The sequence below is a fragment of the Sphingomonas piscis genome, assembly GCF_011300455.1.
GTDB classification, from domain to species: domain Bacteria; phylum Pseudomonadota; class Alphaproteobacteria; order Sphingomonadales; family Sphingomonadaceae; genus Sphingomicrobium; species Sphingomicrobium piscis.
Genome location: NZ_CP049869.1, coordinates 2,415,862 through 2,434,445, shown reverse-complemented (window position 1 = coordinate 2,434,445; position 18,584 = coordinate 2,415,862). Strand labels below are relative to the sequence as shown.

Annotated in this window: 16 protein-coding genes and 2 pseudogenes; 8 read left to right on the top strand and 10 right to left on the bottom strand. The window is 63.9% G+C overall.

All coding sequences use genetic code 11. The features are described 5' to 3' along the window. The first annotated feature begins 54 nt into the window (after positions 1–54). The 3 genes from G7077_RS12395 to G7077_RS12385 all read left to right on the top strand — a co-directional run bounded on the left by G7077_RS12395 (position 55) and on the right by G7077_RS12385 (position 3,973). Positions 55–1,296 (top strand): MFS transporter, encoded by a 1,242-nt coding sequence (locus tag G7077_RS12395; RefSeq protein WP_246167200.1) that lies wholly within the window; start codon positions 55–57, stop codon positions 1,294–1,296. Further along, on the top strand, positions 1,293–2,900 hold the full coding sequence (locus tag G7077_RS12390) for a glycoside hydrolase family 43 protein (protein WP_166411977.1): 1,608 nt from the start codon (positions 1,293–1,295) through the stop codon (positions 2,898–2,900). Before G7077_RS12395 ends, G7077_RS12390 begins: the two co-directional genes overlap by 4 nt. A 110-nt stretch (positions 2,901–3,010) precedes the next feature. Next, positions 3,011–3,973 carry a dienelactone hydrolase family protein gene (locus tag G7077_RS12385; RefSeq protein ID WP_246167199.1) on the top strand — a complete coding sequence of 321 codons (963 nt, stop codon included), beginning with the start codon at positions 3,011–3,013 and terminating at the stop codon, positions 3,971–3,973. Positions 3,974–3,998: 25 nt separating this feature from the next. Here the strand turns inward: G7077_RS12385 and G7077_RS12380 are convergent, their stop codons facing one another. After that, the gene (locus tag G7077_RS12380; protein ID WP_166411976.1) at positions 3,999–4,748 is read right to left on the bottom strand and encodes a class I SAM-dependent methyltransferase; all 750 of its coding nucleotides are present in this window, start codon (positions 4,746–4,748) and stop codon (positions 3,999–4,001) included. 247 nt (positions 4,749–4,995) lie between these two features. Here G7077_RS12380 and G7077_RS12375 point away from each other — a divergent pair, with 247 nt between their 5' ends. Continuing rightward, positions 4,996–5,184 (top strand): hypothetical protein, encoded by a 189-nt coding sequence (locus tag G7077_RS12375; RefSeq protein WP_166411975.1) that lies wholly within the window; start codon positions 4,996–4,998, stop codon positions 5,182–5,184. A 15-nt stretch (positions 5,185–5,199) separates the two neighbouring features. Here G7077_RS12375 and G7077_RS12370 read toward each other — a convergent pair whose 3' ends face one another. Further along, the gene (locus G7077_RS12370) at positions 5,200–6,531 is read right to left on the bottom strand and encodes a Gfo/Idh/MocA family protein (RefSeq protein WP_166411974.1); all 1,332 of its coding nucleotides are present in this window, start codon (positions 6,529–6,531) and stop codon (positions 5,200–5,202) included. 138 nt (positions 6,532–6,669) lie between these two features. Between G7077_RS12370 and G7077_RS12365 the strand changes: the two genes are divergently transcribed. Then, positions 6,670–7,602: an RluA family pseudouridine synthase gene (locus G7077_RS12365; protein WP_246167197.1), complete on the top strand. Its 933-nt coding sequence runs from the start codon at positions 6,670–6,672 to the stop codon at positions 7,600–7,602. Positions 7,603–7,661: 59 nt separating this feature from the next. Beyond that, positions 7,662–8,567, top strand: coding sequence for an RNA polymerase sigma factor RpoH (rpoH, locus tag G7077_RS12360; RefSeq protein ID WP_166411973.1), 906 nt, complete (start codon positions 7,662–7,664; stop codon positions 8,565–8,567). Here rpoH and G7077_RS12355 read toward each other — a convergent pair. From G7077_RS12355 to G7077_RS12345, 3 genes are read right to left on the bottom strand one after another with little or no spacing between them, the layout of a single operon-like run. Beyond that, positions 8,564–9,610: a YihY/virulence factor BrkB family protein gene (locus G7077_RS12355; protein ID WP_166411972.1), complete on the bottom strand. Its 1,047-nt coding sequence runs from the start codon at positions 9,608–9,610 to the stop codon at positions 8,564–8,566. The genes rpoH and G7077_RS12355 overlap by 4 nt on opposite strands. Before the next feature lie 5 nt (positions 9,611–9,615). Continuing rightward, entirely contained in the window at positions 9,616–10,887 is a 1,272-nt protein-coding gene (locus tag G7077_RS12350) for a YihY/virulence factor BrkB family protein (RefSeq protein WP_246167195.1), read from the bottom strand. 46 nt (positions 10,888–10,933) lie between these two features. Then, positions 10,934–11,854 carry a TIGR01459 family HAD-type hydrolase gene (locus tag G7077_RS12345; protein WP_166411970.1) on the bottom strand — a complete coding sequence of 307 codons (921 nt, stop codon included), beginning with the start codon at positions 11,852–11,854 and terminating at the stop codon, positions 10,934–10,936. Between G7077_RS12345 and G7077_RS12340 the strand changes: the two genes are divergently transcribed. Together G7077_RS12340 and G7077_RS12335 are read left to right on the top strand one after the other, a co-directional pair. Continuing rightward, entirely contained in the window at positions 11,838–13,145 is a 1,308-nt protein-coding gene (locus tag G7077_RS12340; protein WP_166411969.1) for a dicarboxylate/amino acid:cation symporter, read from the top strand. The genes G7077_RS12345 and G7077_RS12340 overlap by 17 nt on opposite strands. Positions 13,146–13,211: 66 nt before the next feature. Continuing rightward, on the top strand, positions 13,212–14,471 hold the full coding sequence (locus G7077_RS12335) for a multidrug effflux MFS transporter (protein ID WP_166411968.1): 1,260 nt from the start codon (positions 13,212–13,214) through the stop codon (positions 14,469–14,471). Between the two features lie 61 nt (positions 14,472–14,532). Here the strand turns inward: G7077_RS12335 and recA are convergent, their stop codons facing one another. The 5 genes and pseudogenes from recA to G7077_RS12315 form a co-directional block, all read right to left on the bottom strand. After that, complete coding sequence (gene recA / locus G7077_RS12330) at positions 14,533–15,615, bottom strand: recombinase RecA (protein ID WP_166411967.1); 1,083 nt, start codon at positions 15,613–15,615, stop codon at positions 14,533–14,535. A gap of 150 nt (positions 15,616–15,765) precedes the next feature. Further along, complete coding sequence (locus tag G7077_RS12325; protein WP_246167193.1) at positions 15,766–16,083, bottom strand: calcium-binding protein; 318 nt, start codon at positions 16,081–16,083, stop codon at positions 15,766–15,768. Between the two features lie 18 nt (positions 16,084–16,101). Continuing rightward, a pseudogene (locus G7077_RS14620) lies at positions 16,102–16,218 on the bottom strand (calcium-binding protein); the annotation flags it as partial. A gap of 146 nt (positions 16,219–16,364) precedes the next feature. Continuing rightward, positions 16,365–16,814 (bottom strand): annotated as a pseudogene (locus G7077_RS14615) (endonuclease/exonuclease/phosphatase family protein); the annotation flags it as partial. Then, positions 16,811–18,574 carry a hypothetical protein gene (locus G7077_RS12315; RefSeq protein ID WP_206367642.1) on the bottom strand — a complete coding sequence of 588 codons (1,764 nt, stop codon included), beginning with the start codon at positions 18,572–18,574 and terminating at the stop codon, positions 16,811–16,813. The pseudogene G7077_RS14615 and the gene G7077_RS12315, both read right to left, overlap by 4 nt. Positions 18,575–18,584 lie beyond the last annotated feature (10 nt).

Genomic DNA, 18,584 nt, shown 5'->3' with positions numbered 1-18,584 from the left:
CCCTTATGCGAGAGTGGAACCTATGGTGAGATAACGTTACCGTCTGGAGGGGACGTGCGAATATTCGGTTACGTGCGCTGGTCCATCATGGGCCTGTTCGTCGTTGCGATGATCCTGAACTATCTGAGTCGCAGCGTCCTTGGCGTCGCGGCGCCGACCATCCTTGCCGAACAGAATATCTCCTCGGCCGAGTATAGCTGGATCACAGGTGCATTTCAGGTCGGCGTGATGCTTCAGCCAGTGGCCGGCTACATCCTCGACGTGATCGGCCTGAAGGTCGGCTTCGCGATCTTTGTCGCAATCTGGTCCCTGCTGACGATGGCGCATGGCCTTGCAACGGGCTGGATGAGCTTCGCAGGCCTTCGCGGCGCATTGGGCTTGGTGGAAGGTTCGGGCCAACCCGCGGGCATGAAGGTCGTCGCGGAATGGTTTCCTGCCCGTGAGCGAGGCCTGGCCGGCGGCATATATAACATCGGGGCGTCGCTGGGCGCCGTGCTCGCACCTCCGCTGGTGGCCTGGGCCATCTACACCCACGATTGGCGCTTGGCCTTTGTCGTCGCCGGAGCTGCCGGGCTGCTTTGGGTGGTGCCCTGGCTGCTGTGGTACGCGCCTCCAGCCAGTCACCGGGCGATCAGCGAACGCGAGCGCGATCTCATCCTTTCCGGTCAGGAACAGCGGCTAAAGGGCGAGCGCCGCCCTCCAGTCTTGAGGAAGCTGCTGCGCCGGCGTGAGCTGTGGGCGATTGCAGCGGCCCGCTTCCTTGCCGACCCCGTGTGGGGAATGTTGTCGCTGTGGATGCCGCTTTACCTGACCACGGTCCGGAATTTCGATCTGACGCAGATCGCTCTGTTCGCTTGGTTGCCATTCCTCGCGGCTGACCTTGGATGCCTTTTCGGGCCCGCAGTCGCGGCCTGGCTCCACCGCCGGGGCATGCACCTGATCGACGCCCGCCGCTCGGCCTTCACCGTCGGCGCCGTGCTGATGACCGGCATGATGTTCGTCAGCGCGGTGGAAAGCCCGGTGCTTGCCGTTGCGCTACTATGCCTGGGCGGCTTCGCCCATCAGACGTTGTCGGTAACCGTAATCACCATGTCCTCGGACCTGTTCGAAAAGCAGGAGGTGGGGACCGCGACCGGCGTCGCCGGGATGGCGGCGAACCTAGGGGTACTGATTTTCACGCTTGTGCTGGGTTCATTTGTCGACACCGTCGGCTACCAGCCCTTCTTCATCCTTCTCGGCGTCGGCGACCTGGTCGGTGCCCTCCTGCTCTGGACCTTGATCAGAAAGCCTTCATGACCATCCGCAATCCGATTCTTCGCGGTTTCAATCCGGACCCCTCGATCGCCCGGGTCGGCGACGATTTCTACCTCGCCACCTCGACCTTTGAATGGTTTCCGGGAGTCCAGATTCATCACTCCAAAGACCTCGCCAATTGGGAGCTCGTGGCTCGTCCGCTCCGCCGCGCATCGCAGCTGGACATGCGCGGCAATCCCGATTCCTGCGGTGTCTGGGCGCCTGACCTGAGCTTTGCGAACGGTCGCTTCCACCTCACTTTTACAGACGTGAAGCGTTACGGGCGGACGACGGTGGACGGCGCGATGGGCGCGTCGCTGCGTGACTTTCACAATTATTATGTCTGGGCCGACGCGATCGATGGCGAGTGGTCGGACCCCGTCTATCTTAATAGCAGCGGCTTCGACCCGGCGCTGTTTCACGACGACGACGGCAAGAGCTGGTTGCTGAACATGTTGTGGGATCATCGTCCGGGACGCCGCCGCTTTGCCGGCGTGCTGATGCAGGAATTCGATCTTGCGAGTCAGCAACTCGTCGGAGAGCGTCACAAGATCTTCGAAGGGACGCGGCTCGGCTTCACCGAAGGGCCGCACCTCTACAAGCGCGACGGCTGGTACCATCTCCTCGTCGCTGAAGGCGGGACGGAGCGGAACCATGCCGTGGTGATGGCACGGTCAAGGTCCATTTTCGGCACTTACGAAGTCCATCCGGACGGACCGGTGATGACCTCCGCCAACAAGCCGGACGCGCCCCTCGCCCGGGCGGGCCATGGCGATCTGGTCGATGGCCCGGACGGTGAGCCTTGGCTCGTTTACCTGTGCGGCCGGCCGCTAGCGGTTAGCGACCGGTGCGTGCTCGGGCGGGAGACTGCGATCCAGCGGATGCGCTGGGGTGAGGACGGCTGGCTGCGGACCGAGGACGGTAAGGCGAACCCGCTGCTTGAGGTGGACTCGCCGGCACGCTCGGCGCCAACCCTGACCGACGAGCGGTACGACTTCGATTCTCCGGATTTGCCAGCGCCTTTTCAGTGGCTGCGGACGCCGTGCCCGGAACATCTGTTCAGCCTGTCCGAACGTGCCGGCTATCTTCGCCTGTTCGGCCGGGAGACGATCGGCAGCCATTTCGAGCAATCGCTCGTGGCGCGGCGCCAGCAGGCGTTCCGCTATACGGCGGAAACATCGGTGGACGTCACACCCGCCAACTTCCAGCAAGCGGCAGGACTGATCTGCTACTACAACAGTACCAAATTCCACTTCCTCCAGATCACCGCCGACGATCACGGCCGGCGCCAAATCCAGGTCATGTCCGCCATCCCCACGGAGGGGCAGTGCAACGTCGTCATGCAGCCGGTTGCACTGGCGGACGGGCCGGTCGGTTTGCGCGTCGACGTCGACCATGAAGTCGCGCGCTTCGCCTATCGGCCGCAAGGAAGCGGGGACTGGTGCTGGCTTCCGCAATATTTCGATGCGAGCATCTTGTCTGACGAGGCTACTTTTCCGGGGATGCCGAACTTCACCGGCACCTTCGTCGGCATGGCGTGCTACGACGTATCGGGCGCCAAGATGCCGGCGGACTTCGACTGTTTCCGTTATACCGAGCGTGAATGAGCCGGAACCGCTTGTCGGCGTTCCGCGGACCATTTAGCTATATCCCATTCCCGTCCTGCACGCGGCCATCAGCGCTGCCGATCCACAAGCAGGGCGCAAGGGAGAGTCGAATGCTGCACTTCACGCTTGCCCGGTCGGCAAAGAAGCACCTGCTGGCAAGCGCCGGCATCCTGATTGCGCTCGGCGCTTCGCCGCTCTCAGCCCAGGCGCAGCCGGCCCCGGTCTCCGCTGCCGTGGAGGAAGGTTCGGGTCCCTACCCCGCCGTGTACGAATCCGACACGTCGCTGCCCAACCATGTCGTTTATCGGCCACGCAGCCTTGCAGCGCTTGGTGCGACCAAACTGCCGGTCTACGTCTGGGGGAATGGCGGCTGCAGCGCGGACGGAACCAGTTCGCGCAACCACCTTCTCGAGATCGCGTCGCACGGCTACCTGGCAATCGCCGCCGGCACGATCCCGCCGGCCAAAGATGCGGCACCGGCGGCTGCCGCGCGGCCACCGCAAGGTCCACCTCCCGGCCAGCTAAAGGCCGCAACCGCCACCTCCCTACTGAGCGATGCAATCGATTGGGCGGTGAAGGAGAATGGCCGCAAGGGCAGCCCTTATTACGGCCGCATCGCCACCAACCGCATTGCAGTGTCGGGCTGGAGCTGCGGCGGCCTTCAGGCGCTTAATGTTGCACCCGACCGGCGCGTTAACACCGCCGTGATCATGAACAGCGGCTTCTTCACCGGCAACAGCAGCCCGATTATCGGCATCGAGAACAGCAAGGATACGCTGTCCAGGCTGCACAGGCCCACCCTCTATGTGCTCGGCGGCAAGAGCGACATCGCCTATGAAAACGGGATGGACGACTTCCGGCGGATCAACCACGTTCCCGCAGCCGTCATCAACATCCCCGTTGGCCATGGCGGCACCTACATGCAGCCGCACGGCGGTGTGGGCACGGAAGTGGTGACCCGCTGGCTTGATTGGCAGCTCAAAGGCGACCGCAAGGCGGCATCGAGCTTCACCGGCGCCGACTGCGGCTATTGCAACGACAGCCGCTTCACCATCGAGCGGAAGAAACTGTAAGCGTCGAAAGCCGCGCCAACTCAGCTCAGGCTTTCTGCGCCTGCCTTATCTTGGTCAGGATGACGTCCAGCGAGGCGGCACGAAAGCTCGGGGCTTCCAGGAACAGGTCCTTATACTCCTTGGCGGCGACCTGGGAGAGCGTCCGTTGCGGCACGTCCCGGCGAGGCTCCCGCCACAGCACGAGCTGACCGTGATTATTGTTCACCGTCGCATAGTTGAACTGCTGGCAGAACGTTTCGACGAAGAAGACCAGACGAAATACGTCGCCCATCCAGGGGCTCGGCACGCCGGTCGTCGCCTTGCTGATGATGCGCGTATCGCCTCGGTCCGGAAGCGAGGCCATGTACGAACAGGGAAAGACGTCGTCGATGGCGATAACACCGCCGGGCTTCAGGAAAGAGATCGCATTGATGAGGTCGCGGATCGTCTGCTCCGAGGTGTGCATCCCATCCAGGTAGATGACGTCGAAGGCCGTCTTCGCCCCGGCGATCCTGCCGAAATAGTCGTCGCTGGTCGTCTCGTGAAAAGTGGTACCGGAAACCCTTGCCGCCACTTCCTGGTGGTCGAACAGGAATTTGGGGTCGACCGCGACCTTGGTCCGAGCGCGTAGGGCGTTGAAGGTTTTGCCCTGGTTCACGCCAATCTCAAGATAATCCGGCGCTTTGAACAGGTTCAGGATGGCCTGAACGACGCCGTCCCGCGAGATCGGTTTGGCCGGCCTCAGGCTAGGCAGTTCAGCCGCTGGTGACTGCGTATCGGCTTCTAGTTTCAACATGCTCTCCCCTCGCACCCTGTCGCCATAAAAGCTCCATCGCCTGCCGCACAAGACGTGTGAGACGCTGAATCACACGCCTGATGCGAGCCATTGTTGAAACAATTGACACAAGAGAATGGGGCGGGCGTCGAATTGCTGGCACAGCCGCCGCCTATTCCGACCAGCATCAGATGCACCCTCCGGCAGGTCAACAGCCGGGCGGGCACTGCAACGATCAGGTGGGCGGACGGCCCGGGAGCAGAAGACGATGACGCAGGAATTGATGGAATCCACGATCCGCCAGTGGGTGTCGGCCGACCCGCGCCGTGGCGCTCGGGACCTCAGCCGCCTGTCGCCCTCGACCGGCCGATCGATCTCCCGCTCACCCGAAGAAGTGGCCGACGAGCTGATCATCCTCGCCGGCCGCCGTCAGATCGCCGCCACCCGTATCTGGTAAGGAGGCGCGGACGCCCTAGGCCGGAAAGCGGTAGGGCGCCCGATAAGCCTTGGTCATCAGCGCGTTGGCGACCTGGTCGTTGGTGAACCGGCCCGACGCACCGTCCCAATGAACCTTGCGGCCGGTGCGATAGGCGATGTTGCCCATCTGGCAGACGATCGCGGTGGTCGCCGCGGACTCGATCGAACAGGCCGGCGTCTTCGACCGGTCCTTGACGCACGCGATGAAGTCGGCGGTGTGCTTTTCCAGGCCATTGTCGCTGACCCGCGTTACCGGCACTTCGGGGCTGAGCTGCTTGCCGTCGTCCACCTCGGGGATGGTCCACCATTTGCCGCGGTCGACCACCACCGTTCCAAGCTCGCCGACGAAGGCAACGCCATGATCGTTCCCGCCGTAGGGCCCCTTGCTGATCCCGACGGCATGTTCCCACTCAATCGAATAGTCGCCGAAGTCGTAGATGGCGGTCTGTGTGTCCGGCGTTTCCATCGCGGAATCGGCGTAACCGAAAGCACCGCCCAGCGAGCTGATCGAGCGCGGCGATTCCGCCCGCATGCCGAGCAGGGCGATGTCGATCAGGTGGACACCCCAGTCGGTCATCAGCCCGCCGGCATAATCCCAGTACCAGCGCCAGTTGAAATGGTAGCGGTTGGGGTTGAACGGCCGCGCCGGCGCCGGGCCGAGCCAACGGTCATAATTGACGCCGGCCGGCACCGGCTCGTCGGGCTTGGGCGGGATATTCTTCATCCAGCCCTGGTAAGCCCAGGCCTTGACCTTGCGGACTCGGCCGATGGAGCCGGACTGGACGTGGGCGATGGCGTCGCCCCAATGTTGGTTGCTGCGCTGCCATTGGCCGACCTGGACGACGCGGTTGTGGCGCTGCTTGGCCGCAACCATGGCCCGGCATTCCGCGATGGAATTGCCCAGCGGCTTTTCGCAATAGGCGTCCTTGCCCGCCGACATGGCGTCGGTCAGCATCAGCGCGTGCCAATGGTCGGGCGTTCCGATGATGACTGCATCGATATCCTGGTCGTCGAGCATGCGGCGATAATCGTCGTAAATCTTCGGGGCCTTGCCCGCGGCGGTCTGAAACTCCGCGCCGCGCTTGCTGAGCACGCTGGCGTCGACGTCGCACAGACCGACCGGCTCGACATCGGCGCCCTTCACCATCGCGGTAAGGTTCGCCCAGCCCATGCCGTTGCAGCCGATCAGACCGACCTGGACCTTGTCGTTTGCCGATGCTTTGCGGCGGCGGCGCTGAGCGAAAGCGGCATCGAGTGGCGCCAGAGCGGCGGCGGATGCGGCAAATCCACCCGCCAGAACGGCGCGGCGGTCAAAGCTGTCGGTCATGGTGGGTCCTCTCCCCTTAATCTCTTTCGGCGATTGGTAGCCGGAAAACCGCCGTCCGCAAGGGCTGCCAAGGCGGGATCATTGAACTTTCGGTCCGCATCACCACATTCTTCGATCTATGGCCGGGGGCATCAGATCGTGGACGTGCGGCTTGGTGCCGAACATGCCGGCTGGCGGCTCGACCGTGCCGTTGCCGAGGCGGTGCCGACGCTTTCACGTGAACGGCTCAAGACGCTCATCAAGTCGGGCGCATTGGCGCTAGGCGAAGCGCCTGTTCGCGACCCGGCCTTCAAGGTCCGCGGCGACGAAGCCTTTACGCTGGCCGTGCCGGAGCCCAAGCCGGCGCATAACGAAGCGCAGGACATTCCGCTGGCGATCGCGTTCGAGGACGAGCATCTGCTGGTCGTGGACAAGCCTGCCGGGCTGGTCGTCCATCCCGCTGCCGGCAATTTCGACGGTACCCTGGTCAACGCCTTGCTTCACCATTGCGGCGGCAGCCTCTCGGGCATCGGCGGCGTGGCTCGGCCTGGGATCGTCCACCGCATCGACAAGGACACGTCCGGCCTGCTGGTAGTCGCCAAGACCGATGTGGCGCACGAAGGGCTGGCGAAGCAATTCGCGGCGCACAGCATCGATCGGCGCTACCTGGCGATCGTCTCCGGCGTGCCGAAGACCGGCGAAGGCACCGTTGATGCGTCGCTCGCGCGGTCCTCGGCCAACCGCAAGAAAATCGCGGTTGTCCCCGAAGGACGCGGCAAGCGTGCGGTAACCCACTGGACCCGCAAGCAGCCGCTTCGCGATTCGGCGCTGGTGGAGTGCAGGTTGGAGACCGGCCGAACTCACCAGGTTCGGGTCCACATGGCGTCGATCGGCCATCCGTTGCTCGGCGATCCGGTTTATGGTCGCGCTTCAAAGTCTCATCGCGACTTGTTACGGGATCTCAACTTTGAACGTCAGGCCCTTCATGCTGCGGTCCTTGGCTTTGTTCATCCCGTAACGAAGAACAGACTGTCGTTCACTTCGCGCATGCCGTCGGACATGCAGGAACTGTTCAGCGCACTTGGTGTATAGGATTTGACTGGCTAGGGCGTGACACAGCGCCCGGCCCTCAGGGAGAAAGACGAACTACCATGGCACAGCAAAAGGGCATCGTCTCCATCCCCGCATCCGGCGGGGAAGCCGGACTCAATCGCTACCTCAGCGAGATCAAGAAGTTTCCCATTCTCGCGCCGGAGGAAGAGTTCATGCTCGCCAAGGCGTGGCGGGAGCATGGCGACACGGAAGCGGCCGCCAAGCTCGTCAACTCGCACCTTCGCCTGGTCGCCAAGATTGCCATGGGTTACCGCGGCTACGGCCTGCCGGTCAGCGAGCTGATCAGCGAAGGCAATATCGGCCTGATGCAGGGCGTGAAGAAGTTCGAGCCGGACCGGGGCTTCCGCCTCGCCACCTACGCCATGTGGTGGATCCGTGCCTCCATTCAGGAATTCATCCTGCGCAGCTGGTCCCTAGTGAAGATGGGCACCACCGCCGCGCAGAAGAAGCTATTCTTCAACCTGCGTCGGATGAAGAACCAGATCGACGCGTTCGAAGAGGGCGACCTCAAGCCCGCGGACGTTGCGAAGATCGCCACCGACCTCGGCGTGACCGAGGAGGAAGTGGTCTCTATGAACCGCCGCATGGGTCATGGCGGCGACACGTCTCTCAACGCCCCGCTGAAGGGCGACGAGGGCGGCGAAGGCCAATGGCAGGACTTTCTGGTCGACAACGGCCCGCTTCAGGACGAGCGGCTCGCCGAGGATGAGGAAGGGCGCGTTCGCCACGACCTCCTCATGGAAGCGATGAACTCGCTGAACGACCGCGAGCGCAACATCCTGATGGAGCGACGGCTTTCGGACGATCCGAAGACGCTCGAGGAACTGAGCCAGGTCTACGACGTCAGCCGCGAACGCATCCGCCAGATCGAGGTGCGTGCATTCGAGAAGCTGCAGTCGGCGCTGCTCCGCCTGGCGAACGACAAGCATCTGCTCGCCGCCTAAGGCTTTGCCTCCGTCGTATCGGTGAGGCTGTCCCGGTCCGCCACGGTGGCGGACGCCTGGGTCAGCTTTTCCCCTTCCCGCGCCTCCTCAGGCCGATCCTCGACCTCGTCGCTGGTTGCAACGTTGTCCGCCGCCCAGGCGCCGCGCTGGCCCAGTGGCTGCTCCGGCCCGGTCGTGCTGTCCCTTGCGGTCTGATGTTCGATCTCGCTGTTCAACTCGGCGCCCATGACCAGCACATAAGCCGACAGGTAAAGCCATGTCTGGAATGCGGCCAACGCGCCCAGTGACCCGTAGGTCGCGCTAAAGTTTGTAAGGTTGGAGACGTAGAAACCGAACAGCACCGTCAGCAGCAGCCATACGGCCGCCGCGAACACGCATCCCGGAGTGATCCAGACCCACTTGGCTCGCTCTCGCGAGGGCGCGTAGCGGTAGAGAGCGGAAATCAGGCCGGCCGCGACCAGCAGAAGGAGAATGTAAGCGATGGCTTTGGCTGCGAGCGGCAGCAGCCCGGCGCCGAACCGGACGCTGATGGTGGCGATCGCGGCCGTCGCGGCAATGGCGGCAAGCGTTACCACAACCGCCGACAGCGTCATCAGCACGGCAAGAAGGTAGAAGCGCAGAAGCGATCTTTTCTCCTTCTCCTCATAAGCAATGTTGAGCGCCGTGATCAGCGCCGCGGAGCCGTTGGTGCCGCCGTACAAAGCGGCGAGCAGCGCGACGATCAGCCCTGCCCCCTTCGCGCCCTCCGACGTCTTGACGGCATTCAGCGCCTGCTCGCCAATGATCAGCGCGACATCCGTCGGAAGGACGGCCGTCATGGCCCGCACATGATCGACGACGGTCCTCGGCTCGGCCACCAGACCATAAGCGAGGACAATGATGCCGATCAGCGAAACGAGGGCGAAGAAGCCGTAAAAGGCGACGCCCGCCGCGACGAGCGCGACATTGTCGTCCCACGTTCGCTGCCAGGTACGCTTGGCGATGTCCTTCCAAGCGGCGGAAGGCATCTGCCACGGGGATGTCGCAAAATGACCGTTGGTCATTGGCCTCAACCGTCCTCGCGCCGGGCGAGGGCCAGACCGGCAGCCGCCGCAAGGATGGCAGCCCCGGCCAATTCGCTGCCGCGCCTGCGCATCAACCCAAGTCCGACGGTCGACAGGATGGAGGACACCATGCCGATCTTATGCGCACCGACGAGCCCCGAAGCGCGGGATGTCACGCGCGACGCAAGATAGGGGTGCTCGGCGGGTTCACTCGTAGAGGGAGCGGCAATTGGCGCCGTATTTGGACGTGACGAATCGGCGCCCTTCTCACCTGCGGCGGGCTTCGCCTGATCGGCACTTTCCGGCCCCGATGCGACATGGTCGGCGGACCAGGCACCGCGGGAGCCGAGCGGCTTGTCCGCGCCGGCAGTCGTGTCCTTGGCCGTCTGGTGCTCCAGCTCCGAGTTCAGCTCGGCCCCGAACAGCAGCACATAGCTGGACAGGTAGAGCCAGGTCAGGAGCACGACCACGGCACCCAGGGACCCATAGGTCTTGTCGTAACTTCCGAAGTTGGTGACGTAGAAACCGAAGCCGAGCGTCAGCGCCAGCCAAGCGATGGCGGCGAACAGCGACCCAGGCGTAATCCAGGTCCACCTGGCGTTGTCGCGCGATGGCCCGTAGCGGTAAAGGGTCGCAATGGCCGCTGCCGCCGCCCCGAGCAGGACGACGTAGGAGATCCCCTTCGACAAGATGATGCCCACCATCCCTAAACTTGGGAGGAGATCTTCGAGAGCGCCCAGGACGGTCGTCGCGACGATGGCCAGCAGCGCCACCAAGACGGCGCAGACGGTCATGACCAGCGAAATCAAGGTGACCTTCAAAAAGCCGCGCTTTTCCTCTTCCTCATAGGCGATGTTGAGGGCGGTAACGATCGATCCCATCGCGTTCCGGGCGCCCCAGAGAGCGACGGCCAGCGCGGCAATCAGCCCCAGGCCCTTCTTGCCGCCGGACGTCTGGACCACATTTAGCAACTGCTCGCCGACAATCTTGGCGACGTCCGCGGGCATCGCCTGGGTCAGACCCTGCACATGCTCCAGCACGCTTCGCGGGCTCGCCACCAGGCCGTAGGTCAGAACGATGGCGCCGAGCAAAGGCACCAGGGCGAGGAAGCCGTAGAAGGCTACGCCGGCGGCGACCAGGCCGACATTGTCCTTGGACGATTCACCCCAGGTCCGGACCGCGACTTCCTTCCAGGCGGAAAGAGGCATTTGCCACGGGCTGTCGGCATGGCGACCGCGGTCGGCGGCGCTTTGGGCGATGGTACGCGTACTGGGCATGTCCATGCCGCTTCAATGGGCGAAGCGCATGGGCGTTCCGGGAAGCTTAGCCCGCCAGCGAGGGAACAGTTGCGACTGGCTTCCAGTCGCCAAGGCCATTTTGCGCCGCAAAATCCGCCGGGAACGGCTCGCCGGCGCCTATACCGCCCTCCACGAACAGGCAGTCGAGCCCCGCCCTCGCGGCACCCAGCACGTCGGTCTGCAGCCCGTCCCCTACGGCAAGCACCTGCTCCTTGGGCGGGTTGCCGCCAAGCTTCAGCGCATGGTCGTAGATGGCCGGGTACGGCTTGCCATACCATTCGACCTTGCCGCCGACCGCCGTGTACGCGTCGGCAAGCGAGCCTGCGCAAAGCTCCAGGATGCCACCCCGAACGACGACGCGGTCAGGGTTGAGGCAGTGCATTACGACGCCATCGGCGGCCCAGCGCCGCAGGTCTGCATCATATAAATCGACAGCCATGCGGTCCGGGGCGAGCCCGGTACAAGCGAGGTGGCGAAAGCAGTCATTCGCGATCTCGATCCCGCGCTCTTCCAATACACCGCGGTCCATCGGCGTCCCGAGAAAACCGACCGGCTCGCCGAGCACTGTCAGTGCATCGACACCCGCTTCACCGCCGGTGGTGATTGCATCCCAGGCGCCGCGCGGAAGGCCAATCTCGCTGACCTGCCGCTGCACATATTCGGCGGTGCGCGGCGCATTGGTGATGAGGACGACGCAGCGTCCTTCCGCCTTCCACCGCAGCAGCCGCGCCGCCGCGCCTGGGTAGAGGTTCACGCCGTCGTGGACGCAGCCCCAAAGGTCGCACAGGATCAAACGGTAGCGGTCGGGCATGTTCTCAAGAAAGCTGTCGGTCATTGCGGCGCCGTAGCCGCGAGTGCAGGCGGTGTGAACCTTGACCTTGCCGTTCTGACCAGCTTGTGTCGGCGCAACCATAAAGGAGAGCGCCGGCGTGGCGAAAAAGCTCACTCGCTACATTTTGTTCGCGTTGCTGCTCGGCGTGATCGTCGGCTGGACGCTGAACGTCACGATCGGCGACACGACGCTCGAAGGCAAGGCGCAGCTGGCGACCATCGCCGGCTATCTCAAGGTGCTGACCACCGTCTTCCTCCACCTCATCAAGATGATCATCGCGCCGCTCGTAGTTTCGACCCTGGTGGTCGGCATCGCCCACATGGGCGATACGGCGGCGCTCGGCCGGGTCGGCGCCAAGGCTTTCGGCTGGTTCGTAACCGCGAGCCTCGTTTCCCTTACATTGGGCATGGTGCTGGTGAACCTGCTTCAGCCGGGAAGCGCGCTGGAACTGCCGTTACCCCCTGCCGATGCGGCGAGCGGGGTCGACCGGTCGGGTTTCGACTTCGCCAAGTTCGTCGCGCACATTTTCCCAGAGTCGATGATCGGGGCAATGGCGAGCAACGACATCCTCCAGATCGTTGTTTTCTCGCTGTTCCTCGGCGTCGCCATCACCGCCGTCGGCGAGCCCGCCCGTCCACTCGTGCGGGCGCTTGAGGCTCTGGTGAAGGTGATGCTGGTCGTCACCGATTACGTGATGCGCTTTGCCCCCGTCGCGGTGTTCGCGGCGGTGACCTCGACCATTGCCGAGCGCGGTATCGCGATCCTTGCCACCTACGGCTATTTCATGGGCAGCTTCTACGCGGGCCTGATCATCCTGTGGCTGGTGCTGATCGGTGCCTGTTTCCTTCTCCTCGGTAGCCGCGCCGGCTTGCTGGTGCGCTACATTCGCGACCCGATCGTGCTCGCTTTTTCGACCGCGTCGAGCGAGGCCGCTTATCCGCGCACGCTTGAGGCCCTCGACCGCTTCGGCGTCCCGCCGCGGATCGCCAGCTTCGTCCTGCCGTTGGGCTATTCGTTCAACCTCGACGGGTCGATGATGTACATGACGTTCGCGTCCATCTTCATCGCCCAGGCCTATGGCATCGATCTGTCGATCGGCACTCAGATCGCCATGCTGCTAACCCTGATGATCACGTCCAAAGGCATCGCCGGCGTGCCGCGGGCGAGCCTGGTAGTGATCACGGCAACCCTTGCGCAATTCAACATTCCCGAGGCCGGAATCCTGATCATCCTCGCTATCGACCATTTCCTCGATATGGGCCGGTCGGCGACCAATGTCGTCGGCAATGCGGTGGCAGCGAGCGCGGTCGCCAAGTGGGAAGGCGCGTTCGACCCGATCGAACCGGCGGACATCGACCCGCCCAGGGCGCCGGCGCACCGGCCGCCGCCGCCCCCCGAAACCTGAGCTTCCGCAAGCTGAACTACTCGCCCGGCGTTGCGTTGGGCGGTCTGATCCTTCAGCAGGCAGCCAATGTTTCACATCAACCACACCCAAGGCGCTGGGCCGAAGCCCGGCGCCCGCGAACTGACCGCGCTGCTCGCCGGCCTCATGGCCCTCAACGCCATGGCGATCGACGCGATGATCCCGGCGCTCGCCGAGATCGGGCGTGATCTTCGCATCGAGACGGAGAATCAGCGGCAGCTGGTGGTCGTCTTCTACATGCTGGGGTTCGGGTCGACCCAGCTGATCTGGGGACCGCTAGCAGACCGCTTCGGGCGCAAGCCGGTGCTCGCCATCGGCATCGGCCTTTATTCGGTCTTCGCCTTGCTGTGCGGGGTCGCGCAAAGCTTCGAACTGCTGATCGCGGCGCGGGCGCTTCAGGGCGCATCGGCTGCGGTTACCCGGGTGCTTGTCATCGCTATGGTACGCGACCTGTTCGAAAGCGAAGAAATGGCCCGTGTCATGAGCCTGGTCTTCATGGTGTTCATGCTGGTGCCGGTGATCGCGCCCAACCTGGGACAGGCAATCCTGCTATTCGCACCGTGGCGGGCGATCTTTCTTCTGCTGGCGGGTTACGGCATGCTGATGTTCGCCTGGTCGTGGATCCGGCTGCCCGAGACGCTCCACCCAGAATTCCGCCGCTCACTCGCGTGGCGGGAGATCGGAAGTGCGGCCTGGGAGACGATCCGCGAACCGCAGTCGCGCGGCTACACGCTTGCGCTCACCGTCACCTTCGGGTCGCTGACCGCCTATATCGCCTCGGTCCAGCAGATCGTCTTCGACGCATTCGGAGCTGGCCAATATATCGGACTGGTGTTCGCCGCTGTTGCGGCGCCGATGGCGCTTGGATCGTGGATGAACAGCCGCGTGGTTGGAAAACATGGGCTCAGGCGGGTGGGCCATTTCGGCGCCGCGGGCTTCGCAGTGGTCACGACCCTGCACGCCGTGCTGGGGCTGTCCGGACATGAGAGCCTGATCGCGTTCGTTGTCCTTCAAGGCATGGCGATGATGTTCTTCTCCTTCACATCGTCCAACCTCGGCACGTTGGCGATGGAGCATATGGGGCCGATCGCCGGCACCGCCTCGTCCGTCCAGGGAGTGGTCGGAACGATCGGCGGCGCGCTGATCGGACTGGTCATCGGGCAGGCGTTCGACGGCACCGCGACGCCCTTCCTGATCGGGGTCGCCGCCTGTGCCGTCGTCGCCTTCGTTATCGTACTGCTGACCGAACCCAAGCGGCTGTTTGCGCCGATCCGGGTCGACACCGGCGAGCGGATCGCGGCGGAATAGGTCGCCCAAAGAAAACGGGGCAGCATCGCTGCCGCCCCGTCCCTTGGCCTATGGTCGACACTCAGGCGTCGTCGACGTCATCCTCGGGGCTCGGCCCGACCATCAGCGCTTCGCCGACCTCCTCGGTCTTGCCGCGGATGCTATTCTCGATCCGCTGCGCCATCTCCGGATGTTCCTTGAGGTAGGTCTTGGCATTCTCACGCCCCTGCCCGATCCGGACCGAGTCATAGCTGAACCAGGCACCCGACTTCTCGACCAGGCCGGCCTTGACGCCGAGATCGAGGATCTCGCCGATCTTTGAGACGCCCTCGCCATACATGATATCGAACTCGACCTGCTTGAACGGCGGCGCGACCTTGTTCTTGACGACTTTCACCCGCGTCGTGTTGCCGACGATATCGTCGCGATCCTTGATCTGGCCGGTGCGGCGGATGTCGAGACGGACGGAGGCGTAGAACTTTAGCGCATTGCCGCCGGTGGTCGTCTCCGGATTGCCGTACATAACGCCGATCTTCATGCGCACCTGGTTGATGAAGATGACGGTGCAGCGCGAACGGCTGATCGAACCGGTCAGCTTGCGGAGCGCCTGGCTCATCAGGCGGGCCTGGAGGCCGACGTGACTGTCGCCCATCTCGCCCTCAATTTCCGCCCGCGGGACGAGTGCGGCGACCGAGTCGACAACCAGCACGTCGATCGCGTTCGAGCGTACCAGCGTGTCGACGATCTCCAGTGCCTGCTCGCCGGTATCCGGCTGCGACACGATCAGCTCGTCGATGTCGACGCCCAGCTTCTTCGCATAACCGGGATCGAGCGCATGTTCGGCATCGACGAACGCGGCCGTGCCGCCGGTCTTCTGCGCCTCCGCGATCGCATGCAGCGCCAGCGTCGTCTTACCCGAACTCTCCGGCCCATAGATCTCGATGATGCGGCCGCGTGGAATTCCGCCGACACCAAGCGCGATGTCGAGGCTCAGCGAGCCGGTCGAGATCGTCTCGATCTCGATCTTCTCGCGGCTGCCCAGCTTCATTGCCGAGCCCTTGCCGAATGCGCGGTCGATTTGTGCAAGCGCGGCTTCGAGCGCCTTCTGACGATCCATTGAGGGAGATTCCAATCCGCTTCCGATGACTTTCAGCTGCGCTGCCATGAGCCTTGTCCCTTCGTCAATGGCGGCCGAGCCCCGCCGGTGTGACGATGGTCAGTATCCTATTTGTTCCGTGAGAACAAGAGGAGAACAGGTTTTCAAAAGTGAAAGGCGCGCGGCACCGTGATCACGCGCCTTTGCATGGTCGATCGATCAGCCGAAGTGGACGTCGGCGAAGCTACTGACACCGAGCAGGATCACGCTGCCACTGCTTAAACCGATCGAGAGATCGGCAACGCCGTCGCCATTCGCATCGACAATGCTGTGCGACTTGACGGAGAGCCCCTCGCCGAGAAGCAGCTGATCCTCAAGAACGTTGAAGTCCGCAATCGCGTCGGCCCCGCCGCTCTTGGCGAAGATGAATGTGTCGGCACCGGTGCCGCCGGTCAGCAAGTCGTCGCCCTCGGCACCGGACAGCAGGTCGTCGCCCTCGCCGCCGTCGAGACGATCCGCGCCCTGCTCGCCGAACAATTTGTCGGCCGCATTGCTGCCGAACAACAGGTCGTCGCCGCGGCCGCCATGTAGCTCGTCCCGGCCGTTACCGCCGTTGATCCTGTCCGCGCCATTGCCGCCGTCGATCCAGTCGTCGCCCGCGCCGCCGAGCAAATTGTCGGCGCCATTGCCCCCGACACCCTCTCGCCCGACTCAATGTTGAGCCGCGCAACCAGCGGGTCGTGGTCGCTGGTCTGGTCCCAGAACTCCGCATTGATGTGGAGGATGTCGAACTGCGCCCGCTCGCCGAGGTTGCCGCTGACCAGGATATGGTCGAGCTCCTGGCTGTTCCCCTGGAAGACGTAATCGTAGCGCTCATTGACGGGCAGCAGGTCGGCCAGGTTCGACAGGCCGGCGTCTTCGAGCTGCTGCAGCGTCTGCGAGTAGCCGAAGTCATTAAGGTCGCCGACCACCGCCACGTTGGCATCCGGATCGATCGCAAGAAGCTGATCGACGAAGGCGCCGACGATCTTGGCCTGCTCGATGCGCTTCGCCAGCGTTTCCTCGAACGGCGGCTGATTGGCGCCGAACAGGGGATCGTCACCGATCTTGGAATTGAAGTGGTTGTTGATGACGAACACGCTTTCGCCGTTGAAGATGAACTCGGCGACCAGCGGCTTGCGGCTGTTGTCGAAGGCATCGTTAGTGGGGTCGATACGGCCGACCGCATAATTGAGGTCGATCTCGCCGCCGGCGTCGGTGGCGGTCACGGCATCGTTGGCGCCCCGACGGCGCCGGCCGCGAGCTGCACGCGATCGGTGTTGTAGAGGAAGGCCTGGCGGATGTTGCCGCTCTGCTGCCCGCCGTCCTGATTATATTCGGGCGTGACGTACGCCCAGGCGTAGTGCGGACCATTGGGGCCAGCCACGGCGTTGATGTCGTTCACCAGCCGCTGCAGCGTCTGTTCGGCCGAAACGACCCCGCCACCGGCCGCACCATTGTCGTCCTGCACCTCCTGAAGCGCGACGATATCGGGCGCGCCGAGCACGTTCACGATCTGCTGCGCGATCTGGATGAACTTGCTGGCGTCGTTCGTGAAGGCGAGGTTTTCGGCGTTGTAGCTCGCCATGGTAAGATGGTCCGCATCGGCCCGCAGCGTCGTCGAAGTCTCACGCCGCAAGCCGCCGTCCGTGACGGTGAATGCCTGGGTGGCGATGACTTCGTAGCTGCCGGTGCTGTCGTAATTAACGACGCCGGTGACGTCCCCGAGCCGGTCGCCAACATTGGCCCGGTAGTCGTTGTCGAGGACTCGATTATCCTCCTGAACCGCGATCCGTTCGGGGTTGGAGTCGCCCTCTTGCGCGATGATCCCGCCGCTGGGCGTCAGCGTGCCGGCGTTGGTGCCACCGAGGCGGATGAAGGTCTCGCTGTCCCCAAAGCTGCTGGTGTCGGACGGTCCGGTTGCAACGGCATCGTGAAGGATGACGCGCATGCCTTCCAGGCTCTCCCAGAAGTCGAGGCCCTGGGTCGCCGGATCGAACTGGTCGGTATCGTCACCGTAGGCCACGGTCGGGGGCAGCAAGCCGCCTTCCCCAATCAATGTCGCCTGGACCGTGCCGGTGCTGCCCGTGCGCTGGACGAAGCCGCCATTGCTGGTCGCGATCTCGGTCAGCGACAACTCGGCGGTGGTGCCGCTGTCGGGGAAGAATTCGGTGACTCGGCCGGACACGCGGACCTCATCGCCCACGACGATATTGGATGCCGGACGCGCGTTGGTGAAGACGAAGATGCCCTCGGACGTGCGTGCGTCCGCGTCGGGCGTGGGGTCTTGGATCCAGAAACCGTTGCTGGTGATACCGGTGACGATGCCGATGGTAGCGACCGTCTGGCCCTCCAGCGGCGAGCGGTGGGCCGCGCCTTGGATATCGTGGATTTCGGTCAGCAAAATGTCGTCGTTGCGAATGGTGCCCTGCGCGGACGGCGCGTCCGGCACGCCGAGCGTGACGGTGAACGCTTCGTCGACTTCGTTCAGAAGCTCGCCCGCGACATTGATGGTGAGCGTCATGCTGGTCACGCCATCGGCAAAAGCGACGCTGCCCGTCGGGTAGACGCTGCCGGCGAAATCTTCCGCATCGGCCGCCGCCGGGCCAGAGCCCGTGCCGGTGACGGTGTAGGAGATGATCTCCGCGCCCGTCCCGCTCGGACGGGTGACGGTGAAGGTGTAGGCGGTGGTGCCGGCATCACCCTCGACCTTGTCGGCGGACAAGGCGGCAATCCCGTAGGACGCCGGGCCTGCCGTATGGCTTCCAAGATTCGACGTCGTGTCGTTGGCGTAGCCGGTCCACTGGTCAGCGGGATTGAAAGCGTCGAACGGATTGGTATCGCCGCTGGTGACCGTGGCCGAGCGAACAAGTGTGTTGTCGGCTGTGCTGGCGAGGCCGGTGCCCCACTCCGTCCCGGGATCGGCGCCTACCTGACCAAAGGAATCGACGTTGGCGTAGGTCGAGCCAGACACCAGGCGCTGAAGCACAATGGCGTCG

What these genes read in the sequence shown, in the direction of transcription:
- G7077_RS12390 (WP_166411977.1), top strand. Translation starts at nt 1,293, where the DNA reads ATGACCATCCGCAATCCGATTCTTCGCGGTTTCAATCCGGACCCCTCG.
- G7077_RS12385 (WP_246167199.1), top strand. Translation starts at nt 3,011, where the DNA reads ATGCTGCACTTCACGCTTGCCCGGTCGGCAAAGAAGCACCTGCTGGCA.
- G7077_RS12380 (WP_166411976.1), bottom strand. Translation starts at nt 4,748, where the DNA reads ATGTTGAAACTAGAAGCCGATACGCAGTCACCAGCGGCTGAACTGCCT.
- G7077_RS12375 (WP_166411975.1), top strand. Translation starts at nt 4,996, where the DNA reads ATGACGCAGGAATTGATGGAATCCACGATCCGCCAGTGGGTGTCGGCC.
- G7077_RS12370 (WP_166411974.1), bottom strand. Translation starts at nt 6,531, where the DNA reads ATGACCGACAGCTTTGACCGCCGCGCCGTTCTGGCGGGTGGATTTGCC.
- rpoH (WP_166411973.1), top strand. Translation starts at nt 7,662, where the DNA reads ATGGCACAGCAAAAGGGCATCGTCTCCATCCCCGCATCCGGCGGGGAA.
- G7077_RS12355 (WP_166411972.1), bottom strand. Translation starts at nt 9,610, where the DNA reads ATGACCAACGGTCATTTTGCGACATCCCCGTGGCAGATGCCTTCCGCC.
- G7077_RS12350 (WP_246167195.1), bottom strand. Translation starts at nt 10,887, where the DNA reads ATGCCCAGTACGCGTACCATCGCCCAAAGCGCCGCCGACCGCGGTCGC.
- G7077_RS12335 (WP_166411968.1), top strand. Translation starts at nt 13,212, where the DNA reads ATGTTTCACATCAACCACACCCAAGGCGCTGGGCCGAAGCCCGGCGCC.
- recA (WP_166411967.1), bottom strand. Translation starts at nt 15,615, where the DNA reads ATGGCAGCGCAGCTGAAAGTCATCGGAAGCGGATTGGAATCTCCCTCA.